This window comes from Acinetobacter sp. GQ146 (genome assembly GCF_059758585.1).
In genome coordinates this window covers 234,951-248,374 of record NZ_JCAXDV010000005.1, presented here as the reverse complement: position 1 = coordinate 248,374, position 13,424 = coordinate 234,951, and the positions used below count along the sequence as shown (strand labels likewise).

The following is a 13,424-nucleotide window of genomic DNA, read 5'->3' as shown; positions in this document are numbered from 1 at the left end:
TAATTTGATTTAATCAGGTTTTTTTACATCAATCTGAAAGGCTAGACAGATTCTTCTAATTTATAACTTTGCTTTTCTTTGGCTTTTTCAATAATCACTTTTAGGCTAAGTGCTATAAATGAAATTAGGGTTGGAATAGCGAGGACAAAGAAAATTCCGCCTAAACTTAAGTTGAAAGTAAAGATTAATGATCCGAAGAATGCTCCCAGAATTGCGCCAATTCGGCCAATACCATGCATCCATGACACACCAACGGCACGACACATAGCTGGGTAAAGCAGGGTTGCAAGCGGTAATAAAGAAGATTGTGCGCCCGCGAGTAATGCACCAATCAGGAAAATGGTTATTCCAAGCAATAGAATATTTGAGCTGACAAAACCAGCCAAAATAAATAAGCCGAAAGCGATAAAGTAGGCATATTTAATGACGGTGGTTGGATTCACTTTATCCATATACCAGCCCATCACAGTTGCGCCAATCACACCACCAAAAGGGAAAATAGCGGCAATTAAGCTAAATTGTTGCGTACTAAAACCCGCAGTTTTCAGAATAGTTGGCATCCAGCTGGTTAAAAGATAGAAGACCAATAAACTAGTAAAGCAGCATAACCACAACATGCTCGAACTAAATAAGTATTTGCCTAACACCATTTTTACTGGGTTTTCGTTTGAGGTTTCAGTCTGAGCCAAGACCAATTTGACTGGTTCATTAAAGGGTTGCCCTTGAATGCGTTCTAAAATGGCTTGAGCTTTATCTTGTTGATTACGCGCAATGAGGGATTGTGTCGACTCTGGTAATGCAATAATCAGGGTGATGACCAGAAGTAATGGAATACTCCCCCCAATAATGATGACTTTCGCCCAGCCGAACATTTCCAGTAAATAGGCCGATAGCACGCCACCACAAGAAATACCGAGCATAAAACCACAGCCTGCTAATCCAGTTAGAAAGGCTTTGCGTTTTAGCGGCATATATTCAGAAACCATGGTACTGATATTTGGCATGGCAGCACCTAAGCCAATCCCTGTAATAAAACGGTAAATCATCAACTCTTGGGTAGAATCTGCAAATCCACATAAAATGGTAAAGATCGAAAATAGCAATGTGGTAATTACAATAATGCCTTTGCGTCCAAATTTATCAGACAGAGGCCCTGACAAAATTGCGCCAATGGACATACCGACCAAGGCCGCACTCAGTACGGGTGCCAGTTGTGGTTTGCTAATCCCCCAATCATCAAGCAAGGCTGGGGCAATGAATCCGATAATTCCCGTATCGAGACCATCACAAAAAAATACCAAGAAACCCAGTGTAAACACCAGCCACTGAAGTGGGGAGAGCCGCTCTCGGTTGATAATATTACTGACTTCAATTGTTCTCATCATTATTCCTTTGAACCGGTTTATTTTTGCTGGACAGCTTAGCTTGCTGTCACACGTTGTTATCCATATCTGGCGTTGAAGTTTTATGGTCTTGAGCCATAAGCTTCAATGAGAAGGCTGTTGATTTAACCGAAATGTCTGTGTTCTTTGAAATGAGAAATAGTGACAAATTGAGTGGAATGACCCAAGCGTTCTCATTTGTCATTACAATATCATTTCAATCACCACACAGCTTTGCCGCGGATATTGGATTCAAGAGTTCCATGTGGATATTTACAGCAAGGCATCGACATTTCATGTGTTGTAGTTTTGATTGAACTCTTTTTAGGGTTTTTCGACTATCCACTATCTCCTGAACTTCATCCATTTTTTCCAAGCAGCATTAAACAAATGAATGCATGACGAGATTGAATCCAGCGAATAATGAATAAAGCGGTAAGTGTGTCATTGCTTGAGACAATTACGCATAGATTGGATAGTCTCCGCAGCTTTTGGACAGTCATAAAAAAAATTTAAATAGAAGATAAAGCCATAACAAAGTCAGGAGTTGACAATTATGGCGGGTAAAACGATTCAGATAAAAACACAGTCAGGTAAACAATTCAGCGCTTACTTGGTTGTCCCATCTTCAGGTAAAGGTCCGGGCATTGTACTGTGTCAGGAAATTTTTGGTGTGAATGCCGCCATGCGTGAAAAGGCGGACTTCCTTGCTGAGGAAGGCTATACCGTGTTAGTCCCTGATTTATTCTGGCGCAATGCTGCGAATATTGAACTGGGATATAGCGCAGAGGATTTTGCCCAAGCCTATGCGCTTTATCAACAGTATGATGAAAATTTAGGGGTTGAAGACATTCAAGATAGTTTGGCTTATCTACGAACACGCCCTGAGTGTGATGCTGAAACAGGTTTGGGGGTTGTTGGATATTGCCTTGGTGGCAAACTGGCGTACTTGGCGGCCTGCCGTTTGCCAGAGGTTGCCTGTGCGGTGGGTTACTATGGTGTGGGTTTAGCGCAGGTTTTAGATGAGCTGAAAAATTTAAAAGGTCGGCTGGTACTTCATATTGCTGAACTGGATCAGTTCACCCCGCCAGATGCAAGACAAGCGATCGTCAATGCCGCTGCTCAATATGCCAATGTACAAGCATATGTTTATGAAGATGTCGACCATGCTTTTGCACGACCTAAAAGTGAACATTATCACAAGCCCTCAGCGCGTTTTGCACATGAACGGACAGTAACCGCATTACATGAAATGATTGGGCCACATTTTGATTTGGTAACACTTTGGGAAGAGCATATTCGACATGAGTTTGATACTCGAGATGTTCCCGCAACAATGGCCACGATGGTTGCAGAACCTTATGTCAACCACATTCCGACTTTAACGGGCGGAGTCGGTCAAAGCCAGCTAGCACGCTTCTACCGTTACCATTTTGTGCATCAAAACCCTGAAGATATGAAGATTACCTCTATTTCCCGCACGGTGGGTTCAACCCAAGTGGTCGATGAGTTCATTATGAGTTTTACCCATGATACGGAAATTGACTGGTTACTCCCTGGGGTGAAACCGACAGGCAGATACGTAGAAATTCCAATGTTGGGCGTCATTCAGTTTAGAGGTGACAAGCTTTGTCATGAACATATTTACTGGGATCAGGCATCGGTGCTGGTGCAAATAGGTTTACTCAATCCAGATGGTTTACCTGTGGCTGGCGTTGAAACTGCCAAAAAGCTCCTCGATGAGGATTTGCCCTCGAATACGCTCATGCCGTCATGGTCGAGCAGTGAAGGCAAACCCATTCGTGAAGGAGTATGAATTATGAATACGGACTTAAAGGGCAAAGTTGCAGTTGTCAGTGGTGGTGCAACCTTAATCGGTAAAGCAGTGGTACAGGCGCTGGTGAATGCGGGAGCACGGGTTGCGATACTTGATATTGATGCCCAAGGCAAAAAGGTTGCGGAAAGTTTTCCTTATGATGTGATGTTTATTCAGGTGGATTTAACCAGTGATCTTGCCATTCAGCAGGCAGTGAAAAACATTCATCAGCATTTAGGTGAAGTGAGCTGTTTAGTGAATTTGGCCTGTACGTATTTGGATGATGGTTTTCAGTCCTCTCGTCAGGATTGGTTAAAAGCATTAGATATCAATGTATTGTCTGTGGTGGAGTTAACCCGTGCTTTCTATCCAGATTTAAAAAAGCAGCGCGGTTCAATCGTAAATTTTACTTCCATTTCCGCCAAGTATGCCCAAACAGGGCGTTGGTTATATCCGGTTTCTAAAGCTGCAATTCGTCAATTAACCCAAAGTATGGCCATGGACTTTGCCACAGACGGTATACGGGTGAATTCGATTTCCCCAGGTTGGACATGGTCACGAGTCATTGCCGAAGTGAGTGGTAACAACCGTGAAAAGGCAGATGGCGTTGCGGCGGATTATCACTTATTGGGGCGTTTGGGACATCCAGAAGAAGTTGCCAATGTGGTGCAGTTTTTATTGTCACCCGCAGCCAGCTTTGTGACTGGGGCAGATTATGCCGTGGATGGCGGCTATTCGGTGATGGGGCCAGAAGGCGCTCAACCCGCCATACCACGCTTAGCTAGCTAAAACAGCTATAAATTATTGAAAAAATGTAAAAATTTGGAGAAACACATGCGCCGTATTGCAATTGTTGGAGCAGGACAATCAGGTCTGCAACTGGGATTAGGTCTGTTAGATACAGGTTATGACGTGACTTTAATTACCAACCGTACTGCCGAGGAAATTCGTCAGGGTAAAGTCATGTCGAGTCAATGTATGTTTCATACAGCTTTGCAGACTGAACGAGATTTGGGCTTAAATTTTTGGGAAGAGCAATGTCCTGCCGTAGAGGGCATCAGTTTGGCTCTGGTTAACCCCGAGCAGGGTGGCAAGGCATTTGAGTGGAGTGCGCGTCTGGAACGCTATGCACAATCGGTCGATCAGCGTGTGAAAATGCCATTTTGGATGCAGGAGTTTGAAAAGCGTGGCGGTCAATTAATCATTCAGGATGTTGGCATTGAAGAACTTGAACAACTGGCCAATGAATATGAACTGGTGCTTTTGGCCGCCGGTAAGGGGGAAGTGGTTAAACAATTTGAACGGGATGAGGCAAGAAGCGTATTTGATAAACCCCAACGCGCACTGGCATTAACCTATGTAAAAGGCATGCAACCCATCTCACCGTATTCACGGGTTAGCTTCAATATTATTCCTGAAGTGGGAGAATACTTCTGTTTCCCTGCACTGACCATTAATGGGCCTTGCGACATTATGGTATTTGAAGGGATTCCCGGTGGTCCAATGGACTGTTGGCAAGATGTACAAACGCCTGAACAGCATTTACAGCGTAGTCTAGAACTGCTTAAAAAATATGTGCCATGGGAATTTGATCGTTGCAGCAATGTTGAACTCACCGATGCTGGCGGCTATTTGGCAGGGCGTTTCCCACCGACTGTACGTCAACCAGTGTTGACTTTGCCTTCAGGCAAAAAAATCTTTGGTATGGCCGATGCCTTAGTCGTGAATGATCCGATTACTGGTCAAGGCTCAAATAATGCGGCCAAATGCAGCAAGATTTATTTTGATGCGATTTTAGCCAACGATGATCAAGCTTTCAGTGAAGCGTGGATGCAACAAACCTTCGAGCGCTATTGGGCTTATGCCGAAAAAGTAGTGGCGTGGACCAACAGTTTGTTAATGCCACCCGAACCGCATGTCGTGGAATTACTTGCAGCAGCCAGTCAAAACCAAGCGATTGCTTCTGTCATGGCGAATAATTTTGATGATCCGCGTGACTTTGCACCGTGGTGGTTTGATGCTGAACAGGCTCAGCATTTTCTGGCCATGAAAACAGCTCAAAAAGTTGCGTAATCAGGTTTTGTAAAAAGGATCTTACTCATGATTGATCACATTGAAGAGATGGCACTACAGCCAGTAAACGTAGAAAAACCAAGAGAAATACGGAATTTACTCGGGCAGTTTGCAACAGGGGTTACAGTCATTACGACCCGCAGTAAGCAGGGACGAAAAGTGGGCATGACAGCCAATTCCTTTTCTTCCTTGTCACTGGACCCTCCGTTAATTTTATGGAGCTTATCTAAGACTGCCCCAAGTCTCTCAGACTTTGTAGAAGCTGAACACTTTGCCATTCATATGTTGGCTCAAGAGCACCACTTACTTTCAGGGCATTTTGCTAAAGCCTCGGTGGATAAATTTGCAGGTATTGCCCATCGTGATAGCGATGTTGGGGTTCCGATTCTTGAAGATGTTTTGGCCACCTTAGTCTGTCGAAATGTGACCCAATATGAAGGGGGAGATCATCTGATTTTTATTGGTCAGATCGAGCAATATCAACAACGCCAAGGAGAGCCATTAGTTTTCCATGCGGGCAAATACCGAGTCGCTGCTGCTCATCCAGAGCTAAGCAATTAAAGCTTGAGTCACGATGGTTGCATCGTGACTTTTTATTTAGGAAAGAATAATGAAGTACTGTGTAATAAAAAGAACGGTTTTACTAAGTAGTATGGGATGCCTCTCTTTAATGGCCCATGCCTATGATTTACCCACAGTCAATTTAGGCATGACCAGTTTTTTAGATGGGGGCTTGCCAGCTGGTCCGGGCTGGTATGCGCAAACTTATTTCCAAAATTATGAAAGTGATGAGTTGGTAGATGCGCAGGGGAAAAAATTAGGCTTGCCCAAAACAGACCTGAACTATCAGGTGATTGTGGAACAGGTCAGTTATTTGTCCAATTTACGGTGGGGTGAACATGCCAGTTTAGGCATTAACTTTCTGATTCCATTTGTTAGCAAAATGGATATGGATGATGGATTAAACAATATGGCAATCAAGTCTCAAGCTGGTTTTGGTGACCTCATGATTGGTCCTTTTGTCCAGTTTGATCCGATTATGGGAGAGTCAGGTCCAAAATTTGTACATCGGATTGAGTTTCAAGTAAACCTGCCAACAGGCGATTACAGTTCACAAAAAGATATTAATCCTGGTAATCATGCCGTTTCGTTCAATCCATATTGGGCGGCAACCTATTGGTTTAATCCAAATTGGACGGCTTCAACCCGCATTCATTATCTGTATAATTTTAAAAATGATGATCCAAGCTATGCTTTTGCGAATGCAGATGAGATTCAAGCGGGTCAAGCATTACATGCCAATTTTGCCACAGAGTATGCGTTTACGCCTCAATTACGCTTAGGACTCAATGGTTATTGGTTAAAGCAGATCACCGATACTAAAGTAGATGGTGATAAATTGAAAGGACGTAAAGAAAAAGTCTGGGCTATTGGTCCGGGTGCTATGTATAGTTTTTCACCCAATAATCATGTCGTTGCCAATGCTTATTTCGAACAAGATGCAGAAAACCGTCCTGAGGGAACGCGGATGCAAGTTCGATATATTCATCATTTCTAAGTCAAAAATTGCCCTTTATTCTCTGAAGGATAAAGGGCGATGTCTTTATTTTTAATTCTATTAACTGCAACGACGTGTAGATGACGGCAAAGTGCCAAAACGTCGTTTATATTCTTGAGAAAATCGACCTAAATGGGTAAAGCCCCATTTAAATGCCACGTCCGTAACGGTTAAATGTTCATTTTGTACTAACTCTAAATGAGCCTGTTCAAAACGTAATTCTCTGAGATAGGCCATTGGGGTTGTACCCAAATAGTTTTTAAAGCCCGTAAATAAGGTACGCACACTCACGCCCGCTTGTTCCGCCAGCGTTTCAACGGTTAAGGGTTCATGTAAATGTTGTTGAATATAAGCTTCAGTCCGTTTAATAAAGTGTGGGGAAATGGTTTTATCCTTGTGTGAATCAATCTTATTTAGCGCATTATTGGGTTGCCCATAAATCAGCGCATTTAATAGATTCGATTCAAACTGCTTAAACGCCAATGGGTGATGGAGTGGGTGTTTATCACAGGCTAGAGCATCCATTAAAGTACGGAGTAATTGCAAAAAATAGCTGCCATTTTGTGTAGCAAAATCGAGTTTTGGATCGAAAATGAGTGAGGTGCTATTACTGTCAGGAATATGCTGGCGGCAGTGATGCAGAAAATCTTCTTTAGAAATTTTTAAAATCAGTTGCGGCGAGTTGGCATGCCAACGCATCCGTAAAGATTGTTGTGGTGAGATGATTGATGCAACTTGCGAATAGGACATAAATTTTTGACGTCCAAATTCAATTTCAGCATAGCCATGGGTTGGAATTTGAATTAAATAAAACTTGTCTAAATGATCGGGTTCTATAATCACATCTGCGCCATACACTAGACGGCTAATAGACAGAGCACCTGTTCTAACATGGTGCATGGCTGCACTAAAATTTTTCTGTGGAGTGGAAATTTTCAAGACATGCGGCTTAAAGATTTGTCCCACATTTTTACAAGTTTCATCGATATCTTGATGGTTAAACAGTAAATTATGAGGAGAAAAAATAGATTCTTTTTGAAAATGTCGCCCATTTAATTCAGAAGAGTTGGCTTGATACATATCGCTATTCCTTTGGCTAACTCCTGCTGGTATTGCACCTTTAAAAATTCTGCTCGGAATAATTTCGAAATGGTGTCAATACTGCACTTAGATTCGGTTGTGCGCAAAATATATAAAGATAAATGCAAGATATAGACCAGAATTGCCAAAAAATACGGCTTTCAACAAATATTCAGTGAAAGAATCAACGTCCTTATTTTCAGTGTTTGATGATAAGCCTATGCTTGAAGACTCCATTCTACGAACTTGTTTTTTTATCTAGATCTTATTCCTTAAGATCCGTACAAATTTATAGCAAATCCAAGTGATCGGGTCAATTTAATGATCACTTGGATTGTACTTATCTTTTGGAACTATTCTGCATTCATTTGCAAGAAATGCAGGATGTGCTGATTAAACGCACTCGGCTGTTCCACATTAGAAATATGCGAAGCATCAATCTCGACCAGCTGACTCTGCGGAATCTGGGCTTGCATAAACTGCGCATCCGCCACCGTCGTTACAGGATCTTGCTGACCCGCAACAATCAATACAGGTACCGTAATTGTCTTTAATTGTTCCCGAACATCCGCTTTAGCCAAAGCCGCACAACAGTTTGCATAACCTTCGGCACTGCCAGCTGCCAAGTCGTTTTGAAGATTGGACACCACCGCAGTATGACTTTGGATAAAGGGAGCTGTAAACCATCGCGAGGCTGCACTGTCCGCGATCGGTTGTAAACCTTGAGTTTTGACCAGTGTTGCACGATCTAGCCAAGCCTGTTCCTGACCAATTTTGGCGGCAGTATTACAGACAATCACATGGCTAAACCGTTCAGGATAATGAATCGCCAACCACTGACCGGTTAAGCCACCCATTGAAATGCCACAGAAAGCCGCTTGCTGAATATTGAGATGATCCAGCAGCTGAATCACATCTTCCCCCAACTGTTGCAGGCTATAAGGCCCTTGCGGAGTTGAGGATGCACCATGACCACGGGTGTCATAACACACCACAAAAAACTGCTCTTTTAAAGCATTAAACTGCTGCTGCCACATGCCATAGTTGGTGCCTAAAGAATTAGAAAACACCAGTGCAGGATGACTGGCATCGCCAAAGGTTTGATAATGCAGTTGTACTTCAGGCGTGGTTAAAATCGGCATATTGTGATTCCTTCATTCATTTTTTTGAGCTAAGTTCTCTAAATTAGCGATCCAAATCAGTCTGCAACCCGCTGAATAATCAGCGCAATGCCTTGACCCACGCCAATACACATTGAACACAGTGCATAGGTGCCACCGGTTTGTTCCAATTGGTTCAGTGCTGTAGTGACTAAACGTGCGCCTGAAGCACCGAGTGGATGACCAATCGCAATGGCACCCCCATTTGGATTCACTTGCGTGGTATCGTCGGCTAAACCCAAATCACGGGTCACCGCCAATGCCTGTGCGGCAAACGCTTCATTCAGTTCAATCACATCCATCTGCTCTAAAGTCAGATTGGCTTGTTTCAGCAATTTCTTGATCGCAGGTGCCGGAGCAAAGCCCATAATGCGCGGCTCAACCCCCACAGCCGTAGAGGCAATAATCTTGGCACGGGGTTTAAGCTGATATTGTTCAACTGCCTGTGCTGAAGCAATCAGTACAGCAGCCGCACCGTCATTGATGCCTGACGCGTTTCCCGCTGTGACGGTGCCTTCTGCTGTGACGACTGGCTTCAGTTTGGCCAAACCTTCGAGTGTGGTCGATGCTCGCGGATGTTCATCCGTGTCCACCACAATTGGATCACCCTTACGCTGAGCAATGCTCACCGGGATGATCTCATGTTTAAAAAAGCCTTGAGCTTGCGCGGTTGCTGTGCGCTGTTGACTCGTCAAGGCAAACTGGTCTTGATCTGCACGATCAATCTTAAATTGTTGTGCCACATTTTCTGCAGTTTGTGGCATGGTCTCTACGCCATACATGGCTTTGAGCTTTGGATTGATAAAACGCCAGCCCATGGTGGTGTCTTCAATCTTTTGGCTACGCCCATAAGCACTTTCTGATTTGCCCATCACAAAGGGTGCACGTGACATGCTTTCCACGCCACCGGCAATAATCAGATGAGCTTCTTCGGCTTTAATCGCACGTGCCGCAATGGCAATCGCATCCAGAGATGAACCACATAAACGGTTGATGGTGGTCGCAGGCGCTTCCACCGGTAAGCCTGCCAATAGTGCCGACATACGCCCTACATTACGGTTATCTTCACCCGCTTGGTTGGCACAGCCATAGATCACGTCATCCACCTGTGACCAATCCACAGTCGGGTTACGTTGCATCAAGGCTTGAATTGGCAATGCACCCAAGTCATCAGCACGGACTGGAGCGAGTCCACCGGCATAACGACCAAATGGGGTACGGATGGCATCAATGATATATGCGTCTTTCATGTTTAATCTTGTCCTTTGAAACGGAACTCTGCTGATAGATAAACTGTATCTAGTCACGACGGAGTCTTACCGTGTTCAGTTAAATGCCGGTAGCTCGTTCTTGTCACTTTTTTAAAAAAGTAACCAAAAACCTTTGTTGAACAGAGGCGGCTTCCTTGCCTCCCTGTTCAACTTAGCGACATCCATGTCGCCTGTCACGATAGTGAATTACGGGGAAAATCCAAATCTTAATAAGCAAGAACCGTATTCAAAGCGTTCCATTCAGTATTTCTCGATGGCGGCATGGATGCCGCCCGTTGGACTGTGGTATATGGATATACCATCAGCCCAACAAAGATTTTTGTTACTTTTCATCTCTGAAAAGTAAGGGTATCGCCTACACGGAACGTTTTTGCTTGAACCAGTATTTGAGGCAATGACCTTATTCAAACAATTAAATTTTCAAACTAATCAGTTAATGTGTCGCATCCACCAACGGAGCACCGGTCATGGCCTGTAATTCTGCAAAGCTTAAACCGTCGACTTTCTCCAGCACTTTTAAGCCTTCAGGCGTGACATCAATCACGCATAGGTCGGTATAAATACGGTCAACACACTTTTGTCCTGTTGCAGGGTACGTCAGTTCAGCCACAATCTTCGGTTCACCGTTTTTGGTGACATGATCAGTGGTGATAAACACTTTTTTAGCACCTACCGCCAAATCCATCGCACCGCCGACAGAAGGAATCGCATCCGGTGCACCGGTATGCCAGTTGGCTAAATCACCATTGGCCGCGACTTGAAAGGCGCCAAGAACCGCAATATCCAAATGCCCACCACGCATCATGGCAAAGGAATCACCATGGTGGAAAAAAGCTCCACCTTGCAGCATGGTCACATATTCTTTACCAGCATTGATCAGCTCAGGATCTTCTTTACCTGCCGCTGGCGGTGGGCCAAAGGCCAATAAACCATTTTCAGAATGCAGGAAAATCTCTTTGTCATTCGGTAAGTAACTGGCAATCTTGGTCGGTAAGCCAATGCCTAAATTGACATAAGCCCCATCGGGAATATCTTGTGCCACACGTTCCGCAATCTGGTTACGGCTGAGTTTTTGATAGCTCATGAAAGTCTCCTGATTACACAGCAACAGGTTCAGGTTGCACCTGCACCACATGTTGAACGAAGATACCTGGGGTGATGATGTGTTCAGGGTCTAAAGCACCGAGTTCCACCACTTCCGAGACTTGTGCAATGGTCACGTTTGCTGCCATGGCCATGATCGGGCCAAAGTTACGTGCCGATTTACGATAGACCAGATTACCCCAGCGGTCGCCTTGCTGCGCTTTAATCAAAGCAAAGTCGGCTTTGATTGGATATTCCAGCACATAATCTTTACCGTCGATATGACGGGTTTCTTTGCCTTCGGCCAATAAGGTGCCAAAGCCAGTTGGGGTGAAGACTGCGCCGAGTCCCATGCCTGCGGCTTGAATACGGCATGCGAGGTTACCTTGAGGCACCAGTTCTAATTCGATTTTGCCTGCACGATAGAGTTCATCGAAGACCCAAGAGTCGGACTGACGTGGGAATGAACAGATGACTTTTTTCACGGCACCGGCTTTCAACAACTTGGCTAAGCCATAGTCGCCATTGCCGGCGTTATTGCTGACAATGGTCAGGTCTTTACGTCCAAGCTTGATCAGCCCGTCAATGAGTTCTGCGGGTTGGCCTGCTGTGCCAAAACCACCGATCATGATGGTTGAACCATCGGTGATTTGGGAGAGCACCTCAGTCAGAGATGCATTACTTTTGTCAATCATAATATTTCCTAGACCATAATGTAGGTCAGATTAACTTTTACTTGATTGGGTGGATGAAAGCGGGGCTGGTTCTGTGGAACGTTTGGTTAAAATTACATGTGCCAATAAACCAATACAGATGCCCCAAAAGACCGAACTCAGCCCTAGAAAATGCATGCCTGATGCTGTGGCCAGAAAAGTAATTAAGGCAGCATCACGGTGGGCTTCATTTTTCATGGCAGCACTCATGTTGGTCGCAATCGCGCCAAGGAGTGCCAAACCTGCTAAGGCCGCCACCAGCTCTTTAGGGAGTAAGCTAAACAGCATCACGATACTGCCCGCAAAAAGCCCACCTAGAATGTAGAAAATGCCGTTGGCAATCCCTGCGATATAGCGTTTTTCTTTTAGCTCGTGCGCATCCTTACCCATACACAAAGCAGCGGTAATGGAAGCCAGAACAATGGTAATACCGCCCACACAGGCCACAGCTAAGGACGCTATGCTGGTGGTCATAATGATGGGCTTGGCAGGGGTGTCATAACCACTGAGTTTCATAATGGCCATACCAGGTAAAAACTGACCTGTTAGACTGACCAAAATGAGCGGGAGTGCCAGATTTAAAGTGGAATTCCACGTCCATTCGGGTTGAATGAAATGTGGAATCGCCAGTGAGAACTGCATGCTGACAGGATTCATTTTGCCCAAGAACAGGCTGAGCGCGACGCCCGCACACAAGACCCAGACCATGGCATAACGAGGACTGAAGCGTTTTGCAAACAGAAAGGCCACGAGCATGCCAAACACGATCACAGGCATGCTATCGGTGGCTAAGAAAAGCCCTAGCCCAAATTGCAATAGAATACCCGCCATCATCGCTGCTGCAATATCTTGAGGAATCCAAGCCAACAACTTGTCAAAATAACCTGAAGCACCAATCACAAAAATAGCAACCGCAGTGGTGATATAGGCAGCCACCGCTTCATTCAGTGAAATATTCGGGAATAGCGTTACAAGCAGGGCTGTACCTGGTGCAGACCAAGCTGTGATGACAGGAACTTTGAATTTAATGGAGAGCAAGATGCCTGCCAGTGCCGCACCAATGGAGATCCCCCAAATCCAGGAAACCATCATATCGGTAGACACTTGGGCTTGCTGTGCTGCCTGAAAGAAAATAATCAGTGGTCCTGAATATGAAATCAGCACCGCTAAAAATCCTGCCACACTGGCTGAAATTGACCAATCACGTTTTAAGCGCTCTAACAGGTGTACCATTGCATTGCCTCCATGCTGATGTGTCCAATGATCCCGCAAAAATCAAATGATCAGG

General features: G+C 44.6%; 12 protein-coding genes. 5 read left to right on the top strand and 7 right to left on the bottom strand.

Annotation, left to right across the window (positions count from 1 at the left end; all coding sequences use genetic code 11):
• Nucleotides 1–41: 41 nt before the first annotated feature.
• Nucleotides 42–1,382 (bottom strand): MFS transporter, encoded by a 1,341-nt coding sequence (locus AC6CHI_RS10675; protein ID WP_498121207.1) that lies wholly within the window; start codon nt 1,380–1,382, stop codon nt 42–44.
• Between the two features lie 556 nt (nt 1,383–1,938).
• Between AC6CHI_RS10675 and AC6CHI_RS10670 the strand changes: the two genes are divergently transcribed.
• Genes AC6CHI_RS10670 through AC6CHI_RS10650 form a run of 5 tightly spaced genes read left to right on the top strand, consistent with a single transcriptional unit; the run spans nt 1,939 to nt 6,829 of the window.
• Entirely contained in the window at nt 1,939–3,198 is a 1,260-nt protein-coding gene (locus tag AC6CHI_RS10670) for a dienelactone hydrolase family protein (RefSeq protein WP_498121205.1), read from the top strand.
• A gap of 3 nt (nt 3,199–3,201) precedes the next feature.
• Nucleotides 3,202–3,987 carry an SDR family oxidoreductase gene (locus AC6CHI_RS10665; RefSeq protein WP_498121204.1) on the top strand — a complete coding sequence of 262 codons (786 nt, stop codon included), beginning with the start codon at nt 3,202–3,204 and terminating at the stop codon, nt 3,985–3,987.
• A gap of 45 nt (nt 3,988–4,032) precedes the next feature.
• Complete coding sequence (locus AC6CHI_RS10660) at nt 4,033–5,271, top strand: styrene monooxygenase/indole monooxygenase family protein (protein WP_498121203.1); 1,239 nt, start codon at nt 4,033–4,035, stop codon at nt 5,269–5,271.
• A 30-nt stretch (nt 5,272–5,301) separates the two neighbouring features.
• Entirely contained in the window at nt 5,302–5,832 is a 531-nt protein-coding gene (locus AC6CHI_RS10655; protein ID WP_498121250.1) for a flavin reductase family protein, read from the top strand.
• Between the two features lie 49 nt (nt 5,833–5,881).
• Nucleotides 5,882–6,829 carry a SphA family protein gene (locus AC6CHI_RS10650; protein WP_498121202.1) on the top strand — a complete coding sequence of 316 codons (948 nt, stop codon included), beginning with the start codon at nt 5,882–5,884 and terminating at the stop codon, nt 6,827–6,829.
• 60 nt (nt 6,830–6,889) lie between these two features.
• Here the strand turns inward: AC6CHI_RS10650 and AC6CHI_RS10645 are convergent, their stop codons facing one another.
• The 6 genes from AC6CHI_RS10645 to benE form a co-directional block, all read right to left on the bottom strand.
• Nucleotides 6,890–7,909, bottom strand: a complete 1,020-nt coding sequence (locus AC6CHI_RS10645) for a cupin domain-containing protein (RefSeq protein ID WP_498121201.1) — start codon at nt 7,907–7,909, stop codon at nt 6,890–6,892.
• A gap of 353 nt (nt 7,910–8,262) precedes the next feature.
• A complete protein-coding gene (pcaD, locus tag AC6CHI_RS10640) occupies nt 8,263–9,051 on the bottom strand; it encodes a 3-oxoadipate enol-lactonase (RefSeq protein WP_498121199.1) in 789 nt (262 codons plus the stop codon).
• A 56-nt stretch (nt 9,052–9,107) separates the two neighbouring features.
• Nucleotides 9,108–10,319, bottom strand: a complete 1,212-nt coding sequence (gene pcaF, locus AC6CHI_RS10635) for a 3-oxoadipyl-CoA thiolase (protein WP_498121197.1) — start codon at nt 10,317–10,319, stop codon at nt 9,108–9,110.
• A gap of 454 nt (nt 10,320–10,773) precedes the next feature.
• Nucleotides 10,774–11,424, bottom strand: coding sequence for a 3-oxoacid CoA-transferase subunit B (locus AC6CHI_RS10630; RefSeq protein WP_498121195.1), 651 nt, complete (start codon nt 11,422–11,424; stop codon nt 10,774–10,776).
• Between the two features lie 13 nt (nt 11,425–11,437).
• On the bottom strand, nt 11,438–12,118 hold the full coding sequence (locus AC6CHI_RS10625; protein ID WP_498121193.1) for a 3-oxoacid CoA-transferase subunit A: 681 nt from the start codon (nt 12,116–12,118) through the stop codon (nt 11,438–11,440).
• A gap of 30 nt (nt 12,119–12,148) precedes the next feature.
• Complete coding sequence (benE, locus tag AC6CHI_RS10620; RefSeq protein WP_498121191.1) at nt 12,149–13,369, bottom strand: benzoate/H(+) symporter BenE; 1,221 nt, start codon at nt 13,367–13,369, stop codon at nt 12,149–12,151.
• Between the last annotated feature and the right edge of the window lie 55 nt (nt 13,370–13,424).

What these genes read in the sequence shown, in the direction of transcription:
- AC6CHI_RS10630 (WP_498121195.1), bottom strand. Translation starts at nt 11,424, where the DNA reads ATGAGCTATCAAAAACTCAGCCGTAACCAGATTGCGGAACGTGTGGCA.
- AC6CHI_RS10625 (WP_498121193.1), bottom strand. Translation starts at nt 12,118, where the DNA reads ATGATTGACAAAAGTAATGCATCTCTGACTGAGGTGCTCTCCCAAATC.
- AC6CHI_RS10660 (WP_498121203.1), top strand. Translation starts at nt 4,033, where the DNA reads ATGCGCCGTATTGCAATTGTTGGAGCAGGACAATCAGGTCTGCAACTG.
- pcaF (WP_498121197.1), bottom strand. Translation starts at nt 10,319, where the DNA reads ATGAAAGACGCATATATCATTGATGCCATCCGTACCCCATTTGGTCGT.
- AC6CHI_RS10645 (WP_498121201.1), bottom strand. Translation starts at nt 7,909, where the DNA reads ATGTATCAAGCCAACTCTTCTGAATTAAATGGGCGACATTTTCAAAAA.
- pcaD (WP_498121199.1), bottom strand. Translation starts at nt 9,051, where the DNA reads ATGCCGATTTTAACCACGCCTGAAGTACAACTGCATTATCAAACCTTT.
- AC6CHI_RS10670 (WP_498121205.1), top strand. Translation starts at nt 1,939, where the DNA reads ATGGCGGGTAAAACGATTCAGATAAAAACACAGTCAGGTAAACAATTC.
- benE (WP_498121191.1), bottom strand. Translation starts at nt 13,369, where the DNA reads ATGGTACACCTGTTAGAGCGCTTAAAACGTGATTGGTCAATTTCAGCC.
- AC6CHI_RS10650 (WP_498121202.1), top strand. Translation starts at nt 5,882, where the DNA reads ATGAAGTACTGTGTAATAAAAAGAACGGTTTTACTAAGTAGTATGGGA.
- AC6CHI_RS10665 (WP_498121204.1), top strand. Translation starts at nt 3,202, where the DNA reads ATGAATACGGACTTAAAGGGCAAAGTTGCAGTTGTCAGTGGTGGTGCA.
- AC6CHI_RS10675 (WP_498121207.1), bottom strand. Translation starts at nt 1,382, where the DNA reads ATGAGAACAATTGAAGTCAGTAATATTATCAACCGAGAGCGGCTCTCC.